This window comes from Croceivirga sp. JEA036 (assembly GCF_011882165.1).
GTDB lineage: Bacteria > Bacteroidota > Bacteroidia > Flavobacteriales > Flavobacteriaceae > Croceivirga.
This window is the reverse complement of sequence record NZ_JAATON010000001.1, coordinates 662771-688320: the sequence shown is the minus strand read 5'-3', so window position 1 is coordinate 688320 and position 25550 is coordinate 662771. Positions and strand designations below refer to the sequence as shown.

21 protein-coding genes and 1 tRNA gene are annotated in these 25550 nt (G+C 33.7%); 6 read left to right on the top strand and 16 right to left on the bottom strand.

Annotated features, from left to right (window positions below; translation table 11 throughout):
* Positions 1 to 10: 10 nt before the first annotated feature.
* From HCO57_RS02660 to HCO57_RS02650, 3 genes are read right to left on the bottom strand one after another with little or no spacing between them, the layout of a single operon-like run.
* Positions 11 to 1060, bottom strand: a complete 1050-nt coding sequence (locus HCO57_RS02660) for an AMP-binding protein (RefSeq protein WP_167987726.1) — start codon at positions 1058 to 1060, stop codon at positions 11 to 13.
* Positions 1038 to 1979 (bottom strand): CPBP family intramembrane glutamic endopeptidase, encoded by a 942-nt coding sequence (locus HCO57_RS02655; RefSeq protein WP_167987725.1) that lies wholly within the window; start codon positions 1977 to 1979, stop codon positions 1038 to 1040. Before HCO57_RS02655 ends, HCO57_RS02660 begins: the two co-directional genes overlap by 23 nt.
* A complete protein-coding gene (locus tag HCO57_RS02650; RefSeq protein WP_167987724.1) occupies positions 1970 to 3022 on the bottom strand; it encodes an o-succinylbenzoate synthase in 1053 nt (350 codons plus the stop codon). The genes HCO57_RS02655 and HCO57_RS02650 overlap by 10 nt, the downstream gene beginning before the upstream one ends.
* A gap of 42 nt (positions 3023 to 3064) precedes the next feature.
* Here HCO57_RS02650 and HCO57_RS02645 point away from each other — a divergent pair, with 42 nt between their 5' ends.
* Positions 3065 to 3859, top strand: coding sequence for an SDR family oxidoreductase (locus HCO57_RS02645; protein ID WP_167987723.1), 795 nt, complete (start codon positions 3065 to 3067; stop codon positions 3857 to 3859).
* 4 nt (positions 3860 to 3863) lie between these two features.
* Here the strand turns inward: HCO57_RS02645 and HCO57_RS02640 are convergent, their stop codons facing one another.
* The 9 genes from HCO57_RS02640 to HCO57_RS02600 form a co-directional block, all read right to left on the bottom strand.
* A complete protein-coding gene (locus HCO57_RS02640) occupies positions 3864 to 5828 on the bottom strand; it encodes a sensor histidine kinase (RefSeq protein WP_167987722.1) in 1965 nt (654 codons plus the stop codon).
* A gap of 628 nt (positions 5829 to 6456) precedes the next feature.
* Positions 6457 to 7218, bottom strand: a complete 762-nt coding sequence (locus HCO57_RS02635) for a LytR/AlgR family response regulator transcription factor (RefSeq protein ID WP_136950048.1) — start codon at positions 7216 to 7218, stop codon at positions 6457 to 6459.
* A 34-nt stretch (positions 7219 to 7252) separates the two neighbouring features.
* Positions 7253 to 8161 carry a 1,4-dihydroxy-2-naphthoate octaprenyltransferase gene (menA, locus tag HCO57_RS02630; protein WP_167987721.1) on the bottom strand — a complete coding sequence of 303 codons (909 nt, stop codon included), beginning with the start codon at positions 8159 to 8161 and terminating at the stop codon, positions 7253 to 7255.
* Between the two features lie 2 nt (positions 8162 to 8163).
* Positions 8164 to 8763 carry an SPOR domain-containing protein gene (locus HCO57_RS02625; RefSeq protein ID WP_136950050.1) on the bottom strand — a complete coding sequence of 200 codons (600 nt, stop codon included), beginning with the start codon at positions 8761 to 8763 and terminating at the stop codon, positions 8164 to 8166.
* Between the two features lie 155 nt (positions 8764 to 8918).
* Entirely contained in the window at positions 8919 to 9758 is an 840-nt protein-coding gene (locus tag HCO57_RS02620) for a S1 RNA-binding domain-containing protein (RefSeq protein WP_167987720.1), read from the bottom strand.
* 58 nt (positions 9759 to 9816) lie between these two features.
* Positions 9817 to 10158 carry a DUF2853 family protein gene (locus HCO57_RS02615; RefSeq protein WP_136950052.1) on the bottom strand — a complete coding sequence of 114 codons (342 nt, stop codon included), beginning with the start codon at positions 10156 to 10158 and terminating at the stop codon, positions 9817 to 9819.
* Between the two features lie 34 nt (positions 10159 to 10192).
* Positions 10193 to 11929 carry a 2-succinyl-5-enolpyruvyl-6-hydroxy-3-cyclohexene-1-carboxylic-acid synthase gene (gene menD, locus HCO57_RS02610; protein ID WP_167987719.1) on the bottom strand — a complete coding sequence of 579 codons (1737 nt, stop codon included), beginning with the start codon at positions 11927 to 11929 and terminating at the stop codon, positions 10193 to 10195.
* Between the two features lie 44 nt (positions 11930 to 11973).
* Positions 11974 to 13008 (bottom strand): chorismate-binding protein, encoded by a 1035-nt coding sequence (locus HCO57_RS02605; RefSeq protein WP_167987718.1) that lies wholly within the window; start codon positions 13006 to 13008, stop codon positions 11974 to 11976.
* Positions 13009 to 13010: 2 nt separating this feature from the next.
* Complete coding sequence (locus tag HCO57_RS02600) at positions 13011 to 13433, bottom strand: PaaI family thioesterase (RefSeq protein ID WP_167987717.1); 423 nt, start codon at positions 13431 to 13433, stop codon at positions 13011 to 13013.
* 57 nt (positions 13434 to 13490) lie between these two features.
* Here HCO57_RS02600 and HCO57_RS02595 point away from each other — a divergent pair, with 57 nt between their 5' ends.
* Positions 13491 to 14129 carry an alpha/beta hydrolase gene (locus HCO57_RS02595; RefSeq protein WP_167987716.1) on the top strand — a complete coding sequence of 213 codons (639 nt, stop codon included), beginning with the start codon at positions 13491 to 13493 and terminating at the stop codon, positions 14127 to 14129.
* Here the strand turns inward: HCO57_RS02595 and HCO57_RS02590 are convergent.
* Positions 14126 to 15052: a hypothetical protein gene (locus HCO57_RS02590; protein ID WP_167987715.1), complete on the bottom strand. Its 927-nt coding sequence runs from the start codon at positions 15050 to 15052 to the stop codon at positions 14126 to 14128. The two genes, HCO57_RS02595 and HCO57_RS02590, sit on opposite strands and share 4 nt — an antisense overlap.
* Before the next feature lie 156 nt (positions 15053 to 15208).
* Between HCO57_RS02590 and HCO57_RS02585 the strand changes: the two genes are divergently transcribed.
* On the top strand, positions 15209 to 16762 hold the full coding sequence (locus tag HCO57_RS02585) for a M28 family peptidase (RefSeq protein WP_167987714.1): 1554 nt from the start codon (positions 15209 to 15211) through the stop codon (positions 16760 to 16762).
* A 114-nt stretch (positions 16763 to 16876) separates the two neighbouring features.
* Here the strand turns inward: HCO57_RS02585 and HCO57_RS02580 are convergent.
* Positions 16877 to 16952, bottom strand: a tRNA-His gene (locus HCO57_RS02580).
* A gap of 239 nt (positions 16953 to 17191) precedes the next feature.
* Between HCO57_RS02580 and HCO57_RS02575 the strand changes: the two genes are divergently transcribed.
* From HCO57_RS02575 to HCO57_RS02565, 3 genes are all read left to right on the top strand, one after another.
* Positions 17192 to 19183 carry a sensor histidine kinase gene (locus tag HCO57_RS02575; RefSeq protein WP_167987713.1) on the top strand — a complete coding sequence of 664 codons (1992 nt, stop codon included), beginning with the start codon at positions 17192 to 17194 and terminating at the stop codon, positions 19181 to 19183.
* Positions 19184 to 19283: 100 nt separating this feature from the next.
* Complete coding sequence (locus tag HCO57_RS02570) at positions 19284 to 21164, top strand: tetratricopeptide repeat protein (protein WP_167987712.1); 1881 nt, start codon at positions 19284 to 19286, stop codon at positions 21162 to 21164.
* Between the two features lie 108 nt (positions 21165 to 21272).
* Positions 21273 to 23366 (top strand): tetratricopeptide repeat-containing sensor histidine kinase, encoded by a 2094-nt coding sequence (locus HCO57_RS02565; RefSeq protein WP_167987711.1) that lies wholly within the window; start codon positions 21273 to 21275, stop codon positions 23364 to 23366.
* A 19-nt stretch (positions 23367 to 23385) separates the two neighbouring features.
* Here the strand turns inward: HCO57_RS02565 and bshB1 are convergent, their stop codons facing one another.
* The gene (bshB1, locus tag HCO57_RS02560; RefSeq protein ID WP_167987710.1) at positions 23386 to 24102 is read right to left on the bottom strand and encodes a bacillithiol biosynthesis deacetylase BshB1; all 717 of its coding nucleotides are present in this window, start codon (positions 24100 to 24102) and stop codon (positions 23386 to 23388) included.
* Positions 24102 to 25274 carry a trans-sulfuration enzyme family protein gene (locus HCO57_RS02555; protein ID WP_167987709.1) on the bottom strand — a complete coding sequence of 391 codons (1173 nt, stop codon included), beginning with the start codon at positions 25272 to 25274 and terminating at the stop codon, positions 24102 to 24104. The genes bshB1 and HCO57_RS02555 overlap by 1 nt, the downstream gene beginning before the upstream one ends.
* Positions 25275 to 25550 lie beyond the last annotated feature (276 nt).

Here is a 25550-nt window from a genome sequence, read left to right as displayed (position 1 = left end):
CAAAATACCCTTAACTAAAAACCAATTCTAAAGTTCTACCTCTATTTATCTTTCCCGTCTCTGTTTCAATAAATTGAGGTGTAAAGAAAATCTTTTTGGGGTACTCCAATTTTTCAAGAGATTGAAGCGAATTTAACTTGGCTAAAATTTCTTCTTCCATTGTGGGGTTCCCCTCCATTAACAATACCAGTTGGTTGCCAAAGGTATCATCGGGTAAACCCGCTACAAAAAAACGACGGCTAAGTACTTCGGCATATTTTTTTTCAATGCGTTCTGGAATTAATTTAACTCCGCCAGAATTTATAACATTATCCCACCTTCCTAGCCATTTAAATTTATGTTGATATACAAGCTCTACTATATCATTGGTGATAATAGGTGTGTCTGCAACTTTTGGAGCGTTAATTACTAAACATCCTCTATCATCTTTACTTACGCTTACTTGCGGTAAACAGGTAAAATAATCTTGATTAATTTTTTTTAGGGCGATGTGTGTTATCGTTTCCGTCATACCGTAACTTTCATAGCTTTCTAAAGGAAGACTTACTAGTTTTTTTCTAAGCGACTCGGAAACTGCTGCACCACCAATTAAAACCGATTCCACCCGGTGTAACTCTTTCAAAGATTGTTCTACTTGTGCAGGAATCATCGCAACAAAATCAAACCTGCCTTCCAGCGCAGCTAATGGCGTTAAACTAGGAGATACTATGCTTATATTCCACCCCAGTACCAAGGCTCTAACCAACATCATCTTACCGGCAATATATTGTGCAGGTAAACATAGCAGCGTTCTGCTATTAGGTCCTAAATTAAAATAGGCTCCTGTTGCCATGGCAGAATTTACCATATGTTTTTTTTGCAAACGGATTAACTTAGGAGCGCCTGTAGAACCAGAGGTTTGTACCTCAATAGTTGTAGAATCTGCTAACCATTGCATTAAAAAATCACCGATGTCCCTCCTATAGTCAATTTCTGAAGTTCTATAATTCTTTGCCAAGGCAAGTAAACCTTTAGCATCGTATGCAATATCGTCTAATTTAAAGTTGGGATGAATCTCCATTTTCTAAAGCAAGAAATTCTTGTTCGCTAAGCACGCGGCCAAATAGTTTTTCTTTCCAATTCTGCCATTTGTATTTTTTATTGAATACAAAAAGCAAGAAAGGAAAAACTACAAAAACCGGAATCATTACGTCCCATCCTAGAATAGGTTCTGAAACGTCTGTATAAATTGAATCGGTCTGAAAAGCCGTCCACTCCGCGGTTACTAGTAACGCTGTGATTAAATTATTAGCAGCATGAAAACCTAATGCCAATTCTAAACCTTCATCCATAAGCGTCATAATTCCCAAAAAGAAACCTGTACCTATGTAATAAACCATAATACCAAATCCCAGTTTTTCAACTTCTGGATTAGCAATATGCATTAAACCAAATAGTGTAGATGTTACTACTAAAGGTACCCACCTATTTTTTGCAAATAGGCCTAAGCCTTGCATCATATACCCTCTAAATAAATACTCCTCAAAACTAGTTTGTAGTGGCACCAATGCAATTGCTATAATTGCCAATGGGATAAACTTTTTTAGCTCAAACGTAAGTTTGTAATCTTCTGGGGAGGCATAAACATCTACCATGGTTAATACAATAGTTAATAACCCCCAGAGGCCAAATGCAAATATTATACGTTTCCAATCAATCTTTTTTCTAGAGGTCGTTAAGGATGTTAGGGATTGCCCATGAACAAGCCATGTCCACCCAAGAACCACAAAAAGACCAACAACCAATGGCAATAAAAGCACAATTAACACTAGGTTTTTTCCTAGTTGATTTATCATTGTTGCCATGGCATCATCCACATTAATATCCGAATTGATGGTTACAATGTAATTGAAAATCATAAAACCAATAAAACCTGCTGGTATGACAATATACTTCCACAAACCAGGAAGTTTGCTTTTATACCCTTGTTCTACGTACATAAATTATTTATTAAGTCTGCCTGCCAAGTTAACTCTTTTCTATAAAACAACTTACCATTACTTACTTCTAGAGGAGATTTAAAATTATTGGTAAATAAGCTACCCGTACCCAGTCCTTGAGGCATAGTTGAGTTTAGCGTAGCGGTCCACTGTGCAATAGCATTAAGCCCAATATTACTTTCTAGAGCACTGGTAATCCACCAGTCAATGTTTAATTTATTGGCTAGTTGTATCCACTCCAAACTTCCTTTAAAACCACCTATTAAACTGGGTTTTAAAATAATATACTGCGGTCTTACAGTTTGCAATAATTCTTCCTTTTTTGTTTCGTCAAAGACACCTATAAGTTCCTCGTCCAGTGCTATAGGTATTGGAGTTTCCTTGCATAACGATGTCATGTTTTGCCATTGACCTTGTTTTATAGGCTGTTCTATAGAATGTAAATTAAATACAGCTAATTTTTTTAATTTACCTATAGCCTCTTCAGGAGCAAAAGCACCATTAGCATCTACGCGTAATTCAATGGCATTAGCATCGTAAATGCTACGTATACCTTTTAAAATGGCTAGTTCTGAATCAAAATCTATAGCGCCAATCTTCATTTTAATGCATTTGAAGCCAGACTTTAACTTTTCTTCTACTTGCTGTAGCATAAAATCTGTGTCTCCCATCCAAATAAGACCATTAATAGGGATTGGGACTTCTTTCTGCGTAAAATCAGACTTAAAAAGCAAAAATGGGTCACTAGAATGGACTGACAAAAAAGCTTGTTCTAAACCAAATTGTATGGATGGAAAAGCGGTTAATTCTGCCAGCAGACTGTCTAATCCTAATTGGATATTTGCGCATACCCATTTCAACTTTTCTTCATAGTCTGGGCGGTCATCAATACTTAATCCTCTTAATAATCCGCATTCACCAATACCAATCTTAGTATTGTTTTGCAACAGGATAAACCAAGTTTCTTTTTGTGTTAGAACACCCCTAGAAGTTCCGCTAGGTCTCTTAAAATCTAAAATGTATTTTTTATAGGTAGCTTTCATAGCAAGAGCAAATTTAACTATATTCTGCAGCAAAATTGTACCATGAATAGAATTGACGGTAAAGTAGTTTGGCTAACTGGGGCATCTTCCGGAATTGGAAAAGCACTTGCACTACATTTAAGTGCTAAGAATTGTAAACTTATCTTGTCTGCTCGGAATTTTGAAGCACTAGAAAAAGTTCGTAAAAACTGTACCAATCCAGACGATAATTATGTATTGCCTTTAGATTTAGAACAAGTAGCTACTTTTCCTATACTGGCGGAAAAGGCATTATCTTTTTTTGGTAAGATTGATGTTTTGATTAACAATGCTGGCATTAGCCAACGCTCTCTTATTTTAGAGACCGAACTAAGCGTGTATAAAAAGCTTATGGATGTTAATTACTTAGGTACTATAGCATTAAGCAAAGCACTACTCCCCTATTTTGTACAACAAGGATTTGGCCAATTTGCTGTAATAACTAGTTTGATGGGTAAATTTGCCTCTCCCTATAGGTCTGGTTATTGCGGTGCTAAACATGCACTACACGGTTTTTTCGATGCATTACGAATGGAACATGAAAAAGATGGTATACAGGTATGCTTAGTATGCCCAGGATTTGTAGCTACCGAAATTGCTAAGAATGCGGTTGTTGGTGATGGTTCTAAACAAGGTAAAAATGACGACGCAACAGCAAATGGAATGCCACCCAATAGCTTTGCAACACAAATGGTACGTGCTTTAGAAAAACAAAAATTCGAGGTATATATAGGAGGAAAAGAAACAAAAGGAATTTTCCTAAAACGTTTCTTTCCCAAGCTGTTACACAGAATAGTTTTAAAAAGTGCGGTACGTTGAACCTTTAATAAAAATTGAACCAATAACGTACCCCTTGCGTAGTACGGTCTACATTTAATTTAGATTTAAGCTGATTTACCAGACGGTTCATCAATCTAAAGCCCATGGATGAGTTACTACGCTCGTCCATGTCTTCTGGTAAGCCAATTCCATTATCTGAATATTCAAAATAACCTTGATCCCCTTCTTTTCTAAGGTGGATATAAATTTTACCATTGTCATCTCCTTCTGGAAAAGCGTATTTGAACGTGTTAGAAACCAATTCATTTAAAATTAATCCAAACGGAATAGCACGGTCTATGTCTAGCTCTGTTCCCTCTGCATCTACAGTAATGTTTATGTTATGTCCTCCTTTTTTGTAAACCGACTGTACACTATTAATCAAGCTCTCTATATAGCCTTGCATTTCAATGTATGAAAGGTCTTCATTCTGATAAAGTTTTTGGTGAATCAGGGCCATAGCCTTCACCCTACTTTTACCTTCTTCCAAAGCCTCTATAGCAGCTTTGCTTTTGGTGTTTCTAGTTTGCAAACTCAATAAGCTAGAAACCATTTGTAGGTTATTTTTAACTCTATGGTGTATTTCTCTTAGTAGGGATTCTTTCTCTTTCAAAGAATCTTCTATAAAATGCTTTTGCTCTGCAATTAATCTTTGGTTTTTTATACTTTTTGCATAAGCATATACTAATCCTATCAATCCTAAAACAGTAAATACCAAGGATATAAGAACCAAATAAATACGCTCGTCCTTTGCTTTAAGGTCGTTTCTAATTTTTTCGTTGGCAACTTTTTGCTCGTTAATCAGTTTTCTAGAATTTTCTAAATCAGAAGTCCCAACTATAGCCACCAACTGCTGTTTTAAAATAGATACTTCTGTAGCTTTTAATGAATCTTTTATAAAAGCGTTTCTCTTATAAAATTGTGCTGCACTTTTATAGTTTTCTATCTTGTCATAATATGCAGCCAAAAGTCTATTTCTTTTGATTTGCTGCTCAACATTAATAACTTCAAACTCTTCTTCTAAAAGTTTTTTTGCTGTTTTGTTATTATCTAATTGCAGATGTGCTTCTGCCAGATTTAAAGTATTTTCAACAATCGCAGGGCTAAATTCTCCCTGATTAAATTCTTTAAAGGTTTTAATACTACTATTTAAGTTAGGTATTGCCTCTATATATTGTTTTAACAGTACTTGACTCTTCCCTATATTTCCTTCTACTTCTGCGCGTAATGCTTCCGCTTTAAATATCTCACCTTCAGATTTCTGAATTGAGATATCATTTACATATAAATTTAAAAACGATATAGATTTATTAAACTCATTTAAAGCGGTAGGTGCACTTTTATCTTGATATAAATAGTACCCAACTTTATTATAAAACTCTGCAAATGCATAATAATCATTATCAGGGATGGTAGGTTTAACATCCATTATATATTGCTTCATGGCTTGTCTATACAGACCCATACTAGCATAAATATCATAGAACGCTACATTTTCTGTGAGGCCTAATCCCTTTTTTAGTTCTCTAATCTCTATCTGCTTATCGTACATCTGCAGCTTATGGTAATTCTCATCCATTAGCTCTAATAATAAGGTCATCTTATTTAAATCGACCGTATCAGTTTTATTGTACAATTCTTTTGCTATCGCAATACTTTTATCATTATCCCCAATATCACTATACAACTTGGCCTCCATAAGTTTATATGCCAATATACCTGTGCTATCATTGGTTTTTTCTGAAGTGTTTAAGGAAACACGTACAGATTCTAACCAATCATAAGCAGAACTTTGTGTATATCTATTAGGAGTTTTAAAAAAGTAATCTAGTTTCTCTTCTGGACTGGTAAACTCTTGAAATTGGTCTAGTGGATTTTCTGTTTTGTTGGTCGTTTGCGCACAAAGCAGATATCCTCCAAAAATAAAAGAGAAGAAGAAGGTTAGTACTGTTTGTTGTTTTGGTTTCATATAATAGTCTACGTAATACTGTGTTCAATTATTGTCAATTGACATAAAAACTTGTGATAAAATGTTCACTTTTATCATTTTAAGTGCCAATACATAGCTTTAGAGGGAAAATTTGCGCAAAATTAACATCCTGACGTCTATTTTAAAGCCAAAAAGTCCTTAAAAAAAGACTGTGCATGCAAGATGCACAGTCTGCCATTCAATTAATATTTAAAGATAAGATTTGGGTGTTCCTTAAGAACAGTATCAAAAGTAGGCCTATTTAGAAAGGCATCCTTTAATATGTTGTGAAAGAGAGTTATTTTGTTGTGAAAGGTAACAGCACAGAATTAGTCTTGCTTTTGGTCGGTTTTCAACGCTATAAAAAGAGCTTTTGTTTGTAATTAAAAACAGAAAGGTCTCGCTTTACCAACGAGACCTTTCTTACGAGAACACTATATGAAAATGAAAAAATTATACTTCTTTTTAGAATTTTAATTACACTCCAAAAGTACCTACACATACCATTTTAAAATAATATATGTTGCAAAGGAATGGTAAGTTGTGGTGTAGCTTATAAAAGTTGATTTTAAATAAAAAAAGCACCTAATTACTTAGGTGCTTTTTATACTTTTTAAGTGGTATTAGTTTACGAATTCATACTAGAGATAATGAATTCTTTAAATTCTTTGGAAATTGGAATCAATTGATTATTAATCATTATGTCTTTAGAATTAATAGCATCAATGTGGTCTACATTAACAATATAAGACTTATGTGCTCTAAAAAACTTATCCTTTGGTAGTTTCTCTAAATAATCTTTTAAAGGCGAACGTACTAAAAACTTTTTATCTACCGTATTTACTTCTAAATACACATTATCCGCCTTTATAAATTGAATATCGCCAAACTGAATTCTATAGTATAAATGTTGTTTCTTAACGAAAATAGAATCCTTAAGTACAGAATTAGAAGTAAATCCTTCTTCTCCTGCCTTGTTTTCTAAATCAGTTTTTTCTGCAGCCTTTTGGGCATAATTAAAATTAGATAATGCTATTTCTATAGAAGTATATAAATCTTGCTGCTCAAAAGGTTTAACCAAGTAGCCGTCTGGTTTAACCGTCTTAGCATTTTCTACAGTTGCTTTATCAGAGTTAGAGGTTACAAAAATGAATGGTATGTTATAGTTCTTACGTATATGCTTCCCTAAATCAATACCAGTTTTATCTGATGCTAAAATGATATCTATCAATACAAGATCTACGTGATTGTTCTTAAGCACTTCAACTGCTTGCTCATATACAATTACATTGTCCACAACCTCATATCCAATCTCTTCTAACATTGATTGCATATCATCTGCGATGATTACATTATCCTCTACAATAAGTATCTTTATAGGATGTTCCAAAATAGGATGGTTTTAGATATGTTTAACATCAAAATTACAAAAAATAATTCATAGCAAAATAAATTAACATTGCAAGACCAAAGGTACTCAATGCTAATTTTTTAAGCTCTGGATCTAAATCCTTAGGTGCAGCAGTTCGCCAGACTTTGCTAAGGTGCAAGCCTATAACTATATAGGGTATAAAAATCCAGAGAATTGCTACAGAATTTAAACTTAGACACCAATAAACTAGCAAACAAATAAGACTAATAAAAACGAGTAAAGTATGGTAAATTTTACCGTTCCTATAACCCATTTTTACAACCAAGGTTTGCTTACCACTTTTAGTATCTGAGTTTACATCTCTAAGATTATTTAAGTTGAGTACGCCAACACACAAAAATCCTATGGTTATGGCTGGTAAAACAGCTGCCCAATCTATCCCCTTTTCATACAAAAAAATGGTCCCCAGTACAGCCAACAATCCGAAGAATAAAAAAACAAATACATCGCCCATTCCTCTATAGCCGTATGCATTATCTCCTACTGTATATTTAATTGCCGCCCAAACCGATGCCATACCAAGAAATAGAAAGAGTAAAACAAAAAGGAGTTCGTTTAAATTAAAGGCGCATAAAATTAAACTTACGGCTAAGACAAGACTAATTATTGCCGTTGTAATAATACCTTTTTTCAATTCCTTATCCGTCAACAAACCACTTTGTAAAGCCCTAGCTGGACCTAAACGCTCCTCATTATCCGTACCCTTTACACCATCACCATAGTCATTGGCAAAGTTTGATAATATTTGAAATGCTATTGTAGTGAGCAAACAAAGTGTAAAAAGTAAATTGTCCTGAAAACCCTTGTAATTAGCAATGGCTGTGCCAACTATTATTCCAGATACGGATAAAGGCAGCGTACGAAGGCGCGCTGCACTTAACCAAGCCTTAACTTTTTTCAATTCTAGTAGGGGTCTTCTATTTGTAATCTTTTACCATCTTGATAGGATGCCACAAAGGCATCATTAAAGCCTAAATCTACTAGTTCTTTTCTAAACTTTTGAGCTTCTTCTAGTGTTTCAAATGTACCCAAAGAATAGGCATAAAATGGATTGGTCTTAACAAAAAGGGTGTTAGTTAATGCTTCTGATGCTAAAGTAGCGTTGTTTTCTACAAAAGACTTTATCTGAACCGAGTAAATTTTTTCCTTTTCTAAGTATTGCTTGGCTAAATAAAATTCGTTAACCAAACTCAATTCTTGGTTTTGCTCTTTAAGATTATCTATTCTGGCTTTAATTGCATCTAAACTGTCTATGGAAACCAAAAGGTTGTTTTGATTTCTGTTAGATTTGCTTATTCCTAAGCCAGCAGAAAAAGAAGTTATACCAATTAATCCTAAGACAAAAAGTGTAGTAATGCCCACAAGAATATTACGTTGAATTCGGATTTTCTTTAAATCTTTATTCTTGAACTTAATTTGATCAAGTAATCTTTCATTTATAATTTGAGACTTTTCTATATCCTTATGTAAGTCTAATAAATCATTTTCTTCTATAAATGGCATCTTGTTCTGGGGGTTATTCGTTCTACTCCTCTTCGCTCTCTAATATTTTATATTACAACAGCATTATGTTGCAAAATTAGAATTTTTAAGAAAAGTTAAAAAATATACTAGTCTATTTCTAAAATAATAGTTATGAATTAATTATGCAAACAAACTTAATCTTCTGCTAAAAGACGAATGCCATCTTCTTCCAAAACTATTAAACGCTTTTTATATAAAATTCCCACTCCCTTTTTAAAAGCTTTTTTACTAAGCTCCAACTCCCTTTTTATTTCATCCGGAGAAGATTTATCATGCAGTGGCAAAAAACCGTGTCCTTGCTTTAATTTAGATAATATAGTATCTGCAGCAGCATCTAAAAGCTGAACCCCTGTCGGTTGCAAACTCACATCTACCTTTTGGTCTTCTCTTATTTGTTTTATATAGCCTGTTAGGCGGTCACCTATGGCAATTTGTTTAAAGACTTCATTTGCAAATATTAAACCTTGGTGTTTATCATTTATGGCTACAGACCAGCCTAATTCTGTTTTTTTATAAACCAAAATAGCTACTTCTTGCCCTACTTCTAGATCCATTTCAGCATTGACTAAGAACCTATCAATTTTAGTACTACCTACCAGACGAAAGCTTTTTTCGTCCATAAAACAATGTACTATGTACTTTTTACCTTCCTCAACTTTGGTTTGTTGCTCTCTATAAGGGATTAATAATTGTTTTTCTAAACCCCAATCTGCAAATGCTCCAATATTATTTATTTCTACTACCTCTAATAAAGAAAAATCGCCACGCTTTATATAAGGATTTAAGGTTGTTGCAATGGGCCGCTCCATATGGTCTAAATAACAAAAAACGGTAAGCATTTGCCCTTGTTCTATGTTTTCTGGTACATATTTATTGGGCAACAGAATTTCTGTACCCTCCTCATCACCTAAAAAAATACCCACACTGGTACTTCTTAAAACCTCTAATGTATTGTAATCACCTATTTTTATCATATTTCTAAAAAAAAAACCGTGCCCTTGGGCACGGTTCCAAAATTATATAAAGTCTTTCTTAGTTGTAGATAGACTCTTTACCAAAATGCTTTGCTAATTGATAATATACTACAGCTCTGTGTTTGCTCTTTACAGATTTACCATATTTTTCTATCACTGAATGGATTGCATCCATCAATTCTGGGCTATCTGCAAGACCTAATTTTTTCATTAAAAAGTTCTTCTTTACCGTCTCTAGCTCCTTATCATCACTACCAGAAACTTTAGAGGCGTCATTATTATAGATAGCTGGCCCTAAACCTATTGCAACTTTAGTTAACAAGTCCATATCTGGAGTTTCTCCAAATTTCTCCTTAATGTCTGCAGCGTACTTTTCTATTAATTCGTCTCTTTTACTCATGATTGTTAGTGTTTTTAAATGTTTATCAATGCTTCTAAGATATGAAATCAAAATAATCAAGCAAAATTTTGTTGTTTTCTTCTGTAGGTGTGAAAATTTCTAACAATGCGGGTGAATTTTCCCAATCTAAAAACGAATCTATATTATTCAACAAGGTTGTTTCATCTGCAGCACTAAAATATTCCATACCGTAATGTGCGCATAGATGCGTTGCCGCGTACTTATGTTGTGTTTCAAAATAAGTAGAAAATGTTTCAGAACCATCAAACCCTGGTAAAATTCTAAAAATACCGCCACCACCATTATTAATTACTATTACCTTAAAATCCTTCCTTAGATAATGATTCCAAAATGCATTACTATCATATAAAAAACTTAAGTCTCCAGTAATAAGTAGCGTTGGTTTTTCGGCAAATACTGCGGCACCAACTGCAGTGCTAGAACTACCATCTATACCACTTGTTCCTCTATTGCAATAGACCTCTAAATCCTTATGTACTGGAAAAAGCTGTGCATACCGTACTGTAGAACTATTAGATAAATGCACCTGTTTTGGACTGTTTAGATGTGAAAAAATGATACTGAAAGCTTTGAAATCTGAAAACGGGATTTTTTTTAGATAAGTGGTTCTTTTTTGTTGATATGCTTGCCTTTTTAGAGACCAAAATGGGTAATATTCACTTGTTGAGTACTTTGTATTAGATATCAATTGATTCAACAAACTATTAACATTCCCTTTTAAATGCCTAGTTAAGCAAAAAAAAGTATCATTAGCCTTTACACCCCCCAGATGCCAATGTTTTTTAGGTTGATATTCTCTTAAAAAAGCTTTGATTTTTTTTGAAACGACCAACCCGCCAAAAGTGATAAGGATATCTGGTTGAAGCATTTCAGAAAGTTCAGTTCTATTACTTGATTTTTCAATTGGAAATAAAATGCTATCAATACTGTAAAAACAATTTGGATGATGCAGGTTACTCGTGGTTTCCGTAAATATGACCACAGAAGGGTCTTTTGCCAATTTATCTATCCATTGCTGTTCCACGGCATTAGGAGAATCTACCCCTACCAACACCATTTTTTTTTGACTTTTGGACCAATACGCTACATCGTCTTTAGAAAAAACTTCTGTCTCCGGAGTCTTAACTAATGATATTGATGGCACATCCTTAGCTTCTAGGGTTGTAGTGCCATACAAAGGTTCTTCAAAAGGAATATTTATATGTACAGGTAGTTTTTGTTTAAACAGCACAGAAAAAGCCTTTGCCGTTTCTTGTCTGTTATAATCCTCTATTTGCTCTTGTGTTTGTTGTAAATAGTTAGGTGCATATCTTTGCAATCGGTCTGTAGCATGGTCTACGTCTATTTTTAGATTTGCAGAGTACCCAATATGTCTATGAAAAACGTGGTCTTGTCTAATGGTTTGCCCATCCCCTACGTCAATTTTATATGGAGGCCTATCAGCAGTCAACGCTAGAATAGGAACTTCACTATAAAAAGCTTCTGCTATTGCTGGATAGTAATTTAACAAAGCACTGCCAGAGGTACAAAGAATAGCAACAGGTTTAACTAATTGCTGCGCCATCCCTAAGGCAAAAAATGCTGCACTACGTTCATCTACAATACTAAAACAGGTAAAATAATTGTCTTTGGTAAAGCTAATAGTAAGCGGAGCGTTCCTTGAACCTGGAGAAATAACAATATGTTCTATTCCATAAAACTTACAAGCTTTTACTAAGGCTTGTGCGGAAGGGATGTTAGATATTTTCATGCCGTACAAAAATACAACCTACTTACTGCTTTTACTAGTAGTTTTTAGGAAAGTAATGCCCCCATTGTTTTGGACTTTGCCTGTGTTTCTTCCCATTCATTTTCTGGTATAGAGTCTTTAGTAATACCACCACCAACATAAATAGTAGCATCCGTTGCAGACAGCTGCATACAACGTAAATTCACAAAAATTTCTGTTTCTCCATGCAAAGAATTTACTGGACCTAAATAACCCGTGTAGTAGCTTCTAGAATAGCCTTCATTTTGTAAAATGTATTTTTTAGCATCCATTTTTGGAATACCGCAGACCGCAGGTGTAGGATGCAGGTCTTGCACCACTTGTAAAAGAGATTGGGAGGTTAGCAATTGCCCTTCTATATTGGTTTTTAAATGCCATAAGTTCCCTGCTTTTACGGACTGCACTTTAGAAACAGAAACAGATTTTGAAAAAGGTTTTAATGCGGCTATAATGTAATCTGTAACCATTTGCTGTTCTTCCAGTTCCTTTTGCCCCCAATTTGGCAGAGAAGAATTCTCCGCAACCCATGTGCCTGCTAAAGAAGCTGTTTTTATGGTATTGCCCTTTAACTTACATAAACGCTCTGGGGTGGCCCCTAACCAAGTGCCAACTCTGGGGTGATAAAACAAATAACAAAAAGCATTAGTATAGCTGTCTAAACAAGATTTATAGTGTGTTGTTGCATCTTTATTTAGCTGTGCTTGTATGGATCTAGATAAAACTATTTTTTGGTAGCCTCCCCCTTTAATTGCTGTTACCGCTTTTTTAATTCGATTGAGATAAGAGGTCTTATCGGATTCTAGAAAATCTGTCGTAGTGTTGCTTCGCCTCGGTTCTTCTATTCTATATTCAAAACTTAAAGTAGCATCTTTAGTTAAGAAAATAGTAGGTAATTCGGTAGTATCAAAGGGAGCAAAAACAAAGCCTACTTTATCAAAATCTTTTAAAATGTTTAAAGCTGTATCTTTTTGTTGATATACCTTAATTAAATTAGAGTTTGGCATTCTAAAACAAACAAAAGGCAATCCTTGAGCTGCAATTTCTTTTAATTGTGACCACATAGTTACTGCTTTGGCAAGGCTATGGTAGTTAATTTGCATAAGGATACTAAGCCCCCTGCTTCATTAGTGACTTTAATTTCCCATAGTTGGGTAGTACGTCCTTTATGAATTATGGATGCTTTGGCATATACAAAACCATCCTTTACACTTTTAACATGATTTGCGCTTATTTCTAAACCCCTAATCATGTATTTATTTTGGTCCATAAAAATATATGTAGCAGCACTACCTACACTTTCTGCCAGCGCTACCGTTGCCCCACCGTGCAACACTCCATCTGGCTGATACACTTTAGATGTTACTGGCATTTTTGCCATCAAAAAATTCTCACCAACATCTATAAAAGAAATATCTAAAGTCTCCATAAGGGTGTTTTTACAAACCTCATTACAAACTTTAAGTATTTTTTCTTTATGCGTTTCCATAGGTATTTTTTGTAAAATTACGGATTAAGAAGACAAACCCAAGTACCTTTGCGTACTATGAGCACAGAAACTAGATTAGTTACCTACCAACACAGCAATCATTACCAAACCTTAAATGCTTACACTACCAAAACTAAGAACAGTTGGCTTGTTTTACATGGCATAGGGTATTTAAGTCGCTATTTTCTAAGACATTTTAATGGCTTAGAACAAGGGCAAAATTATATAGTTTGCCCAGAAGCACCTTCTAAATACTATTTAAAGGATGATTACAAATATGTAGGCGCAAGTTGGCTTACCAAAGAATACACAGATAGAGAAATGCAAAATGTAAATAGCTACCTTAATGCGGTTTGGGATAAGGAGAAAGCTAAATTTATATCTGGCAGTGTGTTTTTAGGTTTTTCTCAAGGAGTATCTGTATTACTCCGGTGGATGTCTAAGAATAAACTTGAACCCCAACATCTTTTTTTGATTGCAGGAAGTATACCACAAGAATTAAAACCTGAAGATTTTAATTATTTAAAAAACACTAAAGTAACAATGATTTATGGCGATGAAGACCAATACATTACTTCCAAAAGAGCGGTGTTAGAAAAGGAAAAACTCTACAAATTATTTGGAAATACCAGTACGATTAAAACGTTCCAGGGCGGCCATAAAATGCCCGAAAATCTCTTACCGAGCTTAATTTAATCTACCTGTTTTTCTATTACTTCTGGGTAATAGGTTATTTTTCGGGTAGTATAATCATTGCCTGGTGTACAAATCTTTTTTACCCAGTTTTTGGGCGTGTTATTATCAAACTGAAAAATATATTCTTTTTTAGATGTAACGTTCCCTGCAATAATGACCTCTTTTTGAAGCACATCTTCTTTGTCATAGACAAAAGTGTGTTTTTCAATAGGTTTAAATTGTTGTTCTTTACCGTCAAATTTAAAAAGTTGGTGAGCTAATAAATTCCCTTTAGGCCCATAAACTTTTTCATTTGCTTCCATAGGTTCACCATCAACAAAATTTTTAGATAATACAATTTTATGTTTGGCTGTAGGACTCACTTTTTTATAAGAAGTTCTTATGGAGTTTTGTAACACGCCATTTTCTATATACGTAATAGTTTCTTCGTCTTTAAAAGTGGTATATTCTACCACAGTTTCATCCACAGCATTTTGATGAGACGAAATAATTTTAACCAACCTACCTTCCTTATTGTACTGGTATTCCTGAGCTTCAAAAAATTCTTTATCGTAAGAAATAACTTGTTCTACTATTTTTTTTGTTTCTGTAGTGTCTATAGAATAGATATAAGCCATAGAAGAACTCTGATCCAATGTGTTATCCTTATAACTCTCTAAACGTATTTCTTTTAGAAAACCCTCCTTAAAACGGTAATAGGTAATATCCTTATCTTGTTCACTGTAAGAAGTAGTAGACTTTACCAACTGACCATCAACATCAAAATCCAAAATTTCGCTACCATAATCAGTAATAATTTGGCAAGATTTAACCTTACCCTTAAGCTCAAAATCTTGGGTAGAAAAAGTTTTAATTTCTTGTGCACCTAAACTAAAAATCAAAAGAGTAAAAAATAATAGAGTTGCTTGGTAGTTTTTTATCATAGTTCAAAATTACAAGCAAAATTGGCATTTAAAAACATTTAGCACAGAAAGTAATCGTTATATTTTTATCCTGATACAAAACCAATTTTGATGATTTTTTGTGGATGTAAATCATTTACATTTAGCTATTTTAGCACAAATTAGGATAATTTGAATATGAAAAGAACATTATTTGGACTTGCTATTTTACTTGTTAGTTGTAATTCTTCACAACCTACCGTAAGTGAAAATAGCACTGAAACTAAAGCATTAGACCCTGTACCGTATGCAAATACTATTACGGAACAAGATTTAAAAACCCATTTATACACCTATGCCTCTGATGAATTTGAAGGTAGGGAAACTGGAACTCCAGGCCAGAAAAAAGCGATAGCCTATTTAAAAGCAGCTTATGAAGAATTAGGTATTCCTGCAGCAAAAAAAGATGGCGATTATTTTCAGAAGGTACCCTTAGCAGTAAGCAAAGTTCCAGAAGGAAGCATTACTATAGAAGGTAAAACATATACCATAGGTACAGACTTTGTAAGCATGGCAAAAGCAATTTACAATAGTGATGAAATTGTCTACGCTGGTTATGGCATACAAACCGAGAATTATTCTGATTACAATGGTTTAGACGTTACAGGTAAACTGGTACTCGTTAAAAGTGGTGAACCAAAAAACTCAGAAGGCAATTATATTATAAGTGGTAATCAAGAAACATCTACTTGGAGTAACATGTCTGAGTCTATAGGTTTACGTTCTAAGGCAGCATTTGACAATGGTGCTGTAGGCCTGTTATATTATGACCCAGTAAATTATCCGCGATTTAAGCAATATTACACTTACATGAAAACTAATAATAGCGGTAAGATGGAACTAAAAGCAGCCGTGAAAGAAAACTTTCTTGTATTGCTTAATGACGACATGGTAAAGGCTATTCTTCCTAATATTGGAACAATAGACCAAACTCAGACTATTAAAAAATCCATTGCCCTAGATGTAAAAAGTACAGACGATACTATTGATTCTGAAAATGTAGTGGCTATACTTAAGGGTAGAACAAAACCAAATGAATATGTAGTGCTTTCCTCTCATTTAGATCACATTGGGGTTTCTGCAGATGGTCAGATTAATAATGGTGCAGACGATGATGGCTCTGGTTCTGTGGCCCTTTTAGAACTGGCACAAGCATTTAAAAAAGCTAAAGACGAAGGTCATGGTCCAGAACGCTCCATTGTTTTTTTGCATGTTACAGGGGAAGAAAAAGGCCTTCTTGGTTCCAAATATTACACAGATTTTGACCCAATTTTTCCATTAAATCAAACTGTGGTAGATTTAAATATTGATATGATTGGCCGTATAGACCCAAAACGAGAAGGGAACAGAAATTACATTTACCTTATTGGTTCTGATAAATTAAGTACTGAATTGCACGAATTATCAGAAAACATCAATGAAAAATACATGCAAATTGAATTAGATTACACCTATAACGATGAGAATGACCCTAATCGTTTTTATTATAGAAGTGACCATTACAATTTTGCTAAAAATAATATCCCAATTATTTTTTATTTTAATGGTACCCATGAAGATTACCATAAACCAGGAGATACCCCAGATAAGATAAATTACGATTTGTTAAGAAATAGAACGCAATTGGTTTTTTATACTGCTTGGGAAATTGCTAATAAACCTAATAGGTTAGTAGTAGATAAAGCAGAATAACCAAGAAAACTCAAATACTAAATAAGCCCACTCTGCAGTGGGCTTATTTGGTTTCAAAAGTTGATATAAAATAAAAAATCCTGACAATTGTTGTCAGGATTTTTGTTTCACCAAGGGTGGAAGACCGGGTTCGAACCGGCGACCTCCGGAACCACAATCCGGCGCTCTAACCAACTGAGCTACAACCACCATTTAAAGCGGATGCAAAGGTAATTATTTTTTTTATTTTCTATCAAAAAAAAGAAAATATTTAAATCCAATAATTATAATGTATTAGTTTACAACTAATTAAATAACCATTTTATCCTACAAACATTCTTAAGCAATTGTACTACATTTCCATTGCTAAATAAATATGAGGTAAATACGCTGCATCAAATTAAAAAATAGTACTTTAAATCTTCTAAGACTAATTACAAACAGAACTGAATGCTATTTGGGGGAATACGTATTTTGAGTCTTTGTATTGGTTTATTCTTTTGCTTTTGTATAACCGTTAACGCTCAAACAGCAATAAGGGATAGTTTACAACTAGAAATTCAAAAACTAAAAAAGAAAAATCCTAATTACAAAAGTGACTCCACCTATTTTGAATTGCGGTATCTAATTGGTAAAACCTACCTCTACCGTAACAATGACAGCCTTAGAATTTACGGTGAAAAGCTAATTATAGATGGCAAACAGCACGCAGATAAAAATGCTATCGCACTAGGCAAACTCAATGTAGGTTTTTATCATTTTGTAAAAGGACATAAAAAAGAAGCAACACGTTTTATTGAAGACGCCATCTGTAATGCAGAAGACATAAATGCGTCATCAACATTAGTTAAAATATACAACCTTAGACTAATTGTTGCATTTATTACCCAAGATTATACTAAAGCCTATCTCTCCGCTAAAGAAGGTCTTACCATGGCTCAAAAGATTAATGACAAAGCAATGATTGCCACTTTTAACATGAATATTGGCACCATTTTTAGTCTATTAAGAGCGTACGATAAGGCTTTGTACTACAACACTAAAGCCTTAGCCGTTTTTGATGATTACCATAATGCTTTTATTAAAGCAGAAGTTTTAAGCAATAGAGCATTCATTTTATATCACAACAAGGCTTATCATAAAGCTGAAAAAGCGGCAAAAGATGCACTAACTCTATTAAATCCTTTAAACGAGATTGCATGGATAACTTTTAACTACAATAATCTTGGCTACATTTATTTATATAAAAACGATTTAGAAAAAGCTGAAAAGTATTTTAACAAGGCAAACAGTTATTTTAATCAGGTAGATATTGGGGATCGTAAAGTAGAGAATTATTTAGGTCTTGCGGAAATATACTTAAAGAGAAGCGAATTTAATCTAGCCTCTGCAAACGCAACAAAAGCCCTAGAACTTGCTACAACATCTAAAAATTTATTAAACAAAGTTCAAAGTATTGAACTCTGTTATAAAATTGCTTTAGCAACAAAAAATACCGAAAGTGCATTAGCCTACTTACAAGAATCAAAAAAATTATCCGATTCGCTTTTAAATTCAGAAAGCCATGCCAACATGCTCATCTTAGAAGCGAAGGAAAGTTATAAAGCAAAGCGATTAAAGGAAGAAGAAAAAGCCAATAACAAGATTGCAAACAATAAAATTTACCGGAATATTATAATTCTGCTGGCTGTACATCTAATCTTACTCTCTGTTTTTATCTATGCTACCAAAAGAAAACAACAAGAAAGAAACAAAAAACTAGACCAAGAGGTAGCCAATAAGAACAAATTGCTTTCTATTATTGGTCATGACATAACTTCTCCCATATTTACCTTACAACAATCGTTAGAATTATATAAAGCTAATTATATCTCTTCTGATGATGTTTTAAAGGTTTTAGAGCGAATGAAATCTAACATTAATTACAGCTCTTTTACATTAAAAAATATACAACTTTGGGCACAAGCCAATATGGGGAACCTAAAAACCACTAAAGTAAAAATTAATGTATACGATATATGCAACCAGATTTTAAAAGAAAGGCAGACCGTATTGAAGGAAAAAAATATTAAAATTCAGTGGTTACAGAAGGATTATTTAGTGGTTAAAATAGACAAAAACCACTTGACCGTTATTATTGACAATATACTTTCTAATGCCAAAAAATACAGTGAACCGTCGTCTATCATAACTATCAAACTTATCAGTAATACTGAAGAAAAGTATATAGAAATTTGCGACTCGGGACCAGGAATTCCTCAGGAGAAAATAAATAACATTTATAAAAACATCACACTAGACCCGTTGCCAGGAACACAGAGGGAAAAAGGCACCGGAGTTGGCTTACAAACATCCATTTTGTTGGCAAAAGCAAATAATAGTACTATACTACTTAAAAGCAACTTAAGCCAAGGTACTTGTGTACAGGTTAAATTTAACTAATGCCTTAACAGCCAAAAAGATATATTACCTATTTTTAAAGTATTAAAACAGCAGACCATCAATGCCTAGTTGCAAAAGCTTATTTATCTTAATATGTTTTTTGATTTTATTTAAGAATGCTGACTCAATAGCACAGAAACAAGATACTACTGAGATAAAATATGACACCTCTTATGTAGATTTGCTCAATACAATATCTAGCAAATATCGGTTTCGCAACCCTGATAGCGTTTTATTATATGCCAACAAAGCTTTAGATATAAGTACCAAAATAGATTACAAACAGGGCACTCTTATTGCGTTAAGTAGACTTGGTGATTATTATTCTGATAGCGGCAATTATGAAAAAGCAACAACAATTTATGCAGATTTACAACAGTTTATTAAAGAGGTAGATGACCCTAATGTTCAAATTAACTTTTTAATTACCATTGCTATCCATTATACTATATCTTATGACCATGCAGATGCTCTAAAAAACTTTACACAAGCGCTTAACATAGCAAAAAAAAATAAATTAATTAAGAAAGAAGCTTTGATTCGGCATAATATGGGTTACATGTTTACGGTGGTAGATATGCCAGAAGATGCCCATAAAGAATTTACAATTGCAGACGAGCTGTATCGTTCTATTGGCGAGCCCTTAAAAGCAGCCTACAGTAAGTCTAATATGGCATTAAATGCTCTTAATGCTGGTAAACCGGAAAAAGCTATAGGCTATGCTAGAGCCAGCTTAAAACAGTTTATTACAGAAAAAGATATGTTGTGGATGGCTCGTAGCTATGGCATTCATGGAAGGTATCATTATGAAACAAATAATTTAGATAGCGCACTTTTCTACACTACAAAAGCAGAGAAATTACTACATGTTGTAGAGAACCATAGAGATTGGCTCAAACAAGCTAATTTGCTCACCAAAATTTATTTAGATAAAAGGAACTTAAAGAAAGCCGAATTTTATGCAGATAGTTCTTTGGTTTTAGCTAAAAAAATTAATGATTCTCTCTACCTATCCTTAGCCCATAACAACTTTTTTCTCCTAGAGAATTATAAACAAAACAAAACAAAAGCTATTGAACATAAATTAGAAGCTGAACGCATAGATAAGAGACTATCTAAAAAACAGCGTATTCTAAATTTAAGATTATTACAAACTGATCTTGCTCTAAAAGCACAGCAAGAAAAAAACGATGCCAACAATTTTGCAGTAGTAAAAGATGACAACAACTTTACATTGGCATCAGTCTGTTTGTTATTAACAATTTTATTAATTGCCCTTCTAATTTTTAGAGAAGTATATGCGCTTTTAAAAACGAAAAATAGCCTACAAACGCAAAGTCAAAACCAAAATCAAATTTTTTTTAGTGCGGGCAAAGATTTAGAAAAAACAATAGATGACTTAAAAATTGTGCTGAGCACTTATGAAAATAAAGAGATTGTAGCAGAAGAAATGGAGGAACTTACCTCCTATCTAAAAGATAATTTATCTAAGAGCGAAGTAGACCTTACAGACGTTCTATACTGGGCAAAATTTAAGCTTAAAGGTATTGAACCCAATAAAAAAGAGTACTTAATAAAAAGCATTCTTTTTGATGTATTAAAGCCATACAAGACCAAGGGACTAAACTTAAAATGTAAAAACGATTGTAAAGAAGGGTTACTTTTATTTTTAGACCAACAGCATATAGAGCTTTTAGTCAAAACTATAATTCAATTATTGATTGCCAAATCACAAGAAAAGGCACAAATATTTGTACACTGTTACACTAACCAAACACATTGTATCTTGTCTTTTGAAGACAATACAAATACAGGAAAAAATCCACAAGTAAAGACACTAGAAAATTATAAGGTAAAGTTAGACCTTATAAAAGAAATTTGCTCGGTTAACGCCATAGATTTTACCATTCATTACCCTCAAAAACAGCTAGTTTCAAAAATCACATTAAATATCCCTTTATCTAAAAAAGGAATCATTTAATCGATAAACTACCCTGTTTTCCGCGTTAAACAAACAAAATAAGGGGGTTCACAACATAATTTGTTTTAATCTGTTATAAGAGTATAAGTTTACCGTATAATTAAGCTATTGAAAACTTTAAATAACATACCCCAAGTCTTTAACCAAATTATGGTGCTATTAACGTTGTTGGTAATATTCTGCCAACCAGCGAAAGCCGCTATAGAAAAGGGTGCTAAAGACAGCTTAATACATCGGGTTAAATTATTAAAGTCTAAAAGACTCCAAACGGATGCCGATGAAATAGAATATGTTAATTCTTTGGTGGCATTGGCAAAAACATACCGTTTTGTAAATGTAGATAGTCTTTATGCCTTAAATAATGAAGCTATTGGTATTATTGACGAGATTAGGTATTCATTAGGCAAAGCTAAAGCTTATGTTAATTTTGGGCTTTATTATACCGATAAGGGTGAAGATGAAAAAGCCATATATTATTTAAAATCTGCTTTAATGATAGCAGAAGGCTTAGAAGAACAAGAATATTTTACCTGCAGTATCTTTAATGATATTGGCTCTCATTATAGATATGCAGGGGATTTTGCAAAATCTTTAGATAGTTATTTAAGAGGATTAGACATTGCTAAAACGAACAACTTTTTAGACATGCAATCTGTTTTAAATGAGAATATAGCTAGCTTGTATTCTTATCAAAATGAATTTGAACAATCCCTTCTTTATTATAAACAAGTACTTCGCATAAACGAAAAACTAAACGACCCTTTTGCCTCTGCTCAAACTAACAGCAATTTGGGTTCTTTATATAGTGACATGGAAGATTATGAAAAGGCCATGTACTATTTAAATAAAAGTATACATACTTTTGAAAAGTTGAAAGAATACGACTGGTTAGCATACGCATACAATGTAAAAGGTGAAATATATATAAAGCAAAAAAAATACCAATGGGCTCTTTATTGGTTAGACCAAAGCCGTATTTTGCATGAAGACAAGGTAGACGATGAAAGGGGTAGAGTTCTTGTTCTCAATAATTTATCTGAATCTTACTTAGGTATAAACAAGGATAGCATTTCCAAAATATATGCGCAAAAAAGTTTTGATACTGCCAATCAGCTAAATGATTTAGAAGGTAAAATTGCCTCTGCGAAGACGCTGTACTCTTATTACAAGAAACAAGAAGATTCTAAAAATGCACTTTATTATCACGAAGTATTTAAGTCACTCACAGACACCTTAACTAGGGAAGAAAACAAGAAAAGCCTTACCATGTTAAAGACGCAAATGAATTATGAGCGTCAAAAAGAAGCTTTAATAGCTGAGAATGAAAAAAACATGGCTAGACAAAAAATATTTGTATCTCTAGGCTTTCTGATTGTAGTGATTCTGATTGGATTTTCCATTCCTTTATATGTAAATCAAAAGAAGCTTAAAAAGCTTTATCACGATTTAAAAATTAATACAGCCTATTTAGAGCAACGAGAACAAGAATTAGAAAAATCTAATACTACAAAAGATAAATTGTTTTCCATTATTGGGCATGATTTACGGAGTCCTATAGGCGCACTACAAGGGTTATTAGAAATGTTAGTTAACGGTGATATTGCCTTAGAAGACTCTAAGAAATTTATTGCAAGAGCTAAAACAGATGTGGACCATATGTTATTTACTTTAAATAACATTTTATCATGGGGGCAAACACAACTTAACGGAACGGTTACCCGCCCATCCCCTACCAATATTTATAAATTGGTGAATGGTAATGTTCAATTTCTACAAGAGCTTGCAGATACTAAAAACATTAAAATTATAAATGAAGTTGCTAAAGAAAGTACTGCATTTATTGATGAAAATCAGATAGATGTAGTTATTAGAAATTTAATTAGTAACGCTATTAAATTTACACCAGAAAACGGCTTAATATCCTTAGAGTCAGAAGAAAATCTAAATTACTGGACTATAAAAGTAAGAGATACAGGTATAGGGATGAATAATGAAACTAAGGAAAAAATCTTTTCTCCCAACCTCAATTATACTACCTATGGCACTAATAATGAAAAAGGTACCGGCCTAGGACTCTCATTATGCAAAGAAATGATAGAAAAGAACAACGGTAAAATTTGGGTAGAAAGCACCTTAGAAAAAGGTTCTACATTTTTCTTTACCGTGCCTAAAGTAGAAGAAATATTAAAAAAAGCTAGCTAGTTAAAGTTAGCATATAACGTTAGATAAGGTTATCTAGACTATCTACAGCTACCATTCTTTCTACCGTAAAACCTTCTGCATAAGCTACGCCTACCAACCTACCTAAATCTTGTGCTCTATAAGTTACACTTTGTAAAAAGTTTTTGCTACTAATAGGAGTCTCTGGCTCGTCACTTTCAGGGTCAAAAAATTGTGACCCATACGCCAATATTGCTTTTTCTTTTATTTCTATATAGCCACTTATATCTACTACAAAATCTGGTTGCAAATTTTTCCATTGTATGTAATGGTAGACCAATTTTGGTCTCCATGGCGCTTGGCTTTTATTATTATGATTTGTTTCGATTTTAATTAAACCGCTTAAAAAGCAAGCATCGCTAACCAATTTAGAACCTTTTCCGTGGTCTATATGCCTATCATCAACAGCATTACAAAGTACTATATCTGGTTGGTATTTTCTTACCATTTTTATAATTGCCAGCTGGTGTTCTTTATCGTTGGTAAAAAAGCCATCTGCAAATGCTAGATTTTCGCGTACAGTGACACCTAAAACTTCTGCTGCATCAGCTGCTTCTTTATCTCTTAATTCTGCCGAACCTCTTGTACCTAACTCTCCACGGGTTAAATCTACAATTCCTATTTTTTTACCCTTGGCTACTTCTTTTGCAATAGTACCACCAGCGCCCAGTTCAGCATCATCAGGGTGGGCACCAAAAACTAAAATATCTAACTTCATTAGTATGCTAACACTGTATTTACACCAACAACGGCTAAGGCTTGTACTATATCTTCTTTAATATCATCTGCATCTTCAATTCCAACAGAAAAACGGATAAGGTTATCCTTTATTCCTTGCTTGGCTCTATCTTCTGGAGTCATTAGGGAATGAGATGTTTTTGTAGGCAATAACATGGTACTTTCTACTCCAGCCAAACTCATAGATGGCTTAATTAATTTTAAAGCTTTTAAAAATGCAGTAGCGTCTATTTCGTCAGTCAACTCAAAAGATAACATACCGCCATAACCATGCATTTGTTTTTTAGCTAATTCATGGTCTGGATGAGTTTCTAGTCCTGGATAGTAAACCTGCTGTACGGCTTCTTGCGTTGAAAGCCATTCTGCCAAATTTTGTGCATTCTCATTCTGTGCTTTAACTCGTAACCCCATGGTTTTTAGACTCCGTTCTAAAAGCCATACTGTTTGGTCACTTAAACTACCACCAAAACAGATAGAGGATTCCCATATTTTTTTAATATGCTCCGCTGTAGCTGCCACAGCACCAGCACAAATATCTGAATGCCCTCCCATATATTTTGTAGCGCTATGCAACACAATATCGATACCAAAATCCGCTGGATTCTGATTCACAGGACTTGCAAAAGTATTATCAATCATACTTATGATGCCTCGCTTTTTTGCCAATTGAGCAACTGCTTCAATGTCCGTTATGGTCAATAGTGGATTAGAAGGCGTCTCAATATAAATAACCTTTGTATTTTCTTTTAACTCGCTCTCAAAATCCTCAGCGGACCAACCCTCTGTAAACGAGTATGAGATACCATATTTTTCAAACTGTGTTACCGCAAAATTATAGGTGCCGCCGTACAGTGTCTGCTGCATTACAATATGGTCTCCTGCATTTAAAAAAGCCATAAGTGAATGGCTTATGGCCGCCATTCCACTACCAAAAATCATGGCAGCCTCTGTGTGTTCTAAACTTGCAATTTTCTTATTTAACGCTTCTTGGTTAGGGGTATTAAAATACCTTGGATATCGTTTTACATCTACATCTTCATAAGCATAAGAAGAACTCATATAAATAGGAGATACTGCTCCCTTAAACTGTTCATCCTTTACTTCCCCTACATGTGTACAAATGGTATTTAAGCCTTTTTTAGTTGGTTTCATGCTGTAATCCGTTAAATGAGTTTTTAAAAGTACGAAAAAGCATATACTTTCTACTTACTTATAATATCCTGACTTAAACTAATTACCATTGCATTTATTAAAACAATCTCCCCATTAATGACGATGGTACATATAATAAATCATTCAATTACGGCCTTTGCTGAATTAAATTCTTGGACTAAAACGACTATCCTGGTAATTTTAAAAAATAGTGCCTAATAACATAGAGACCTATATTTCTATAGTATGCTGTTAATTCTGCTTCACTTTTCTTGT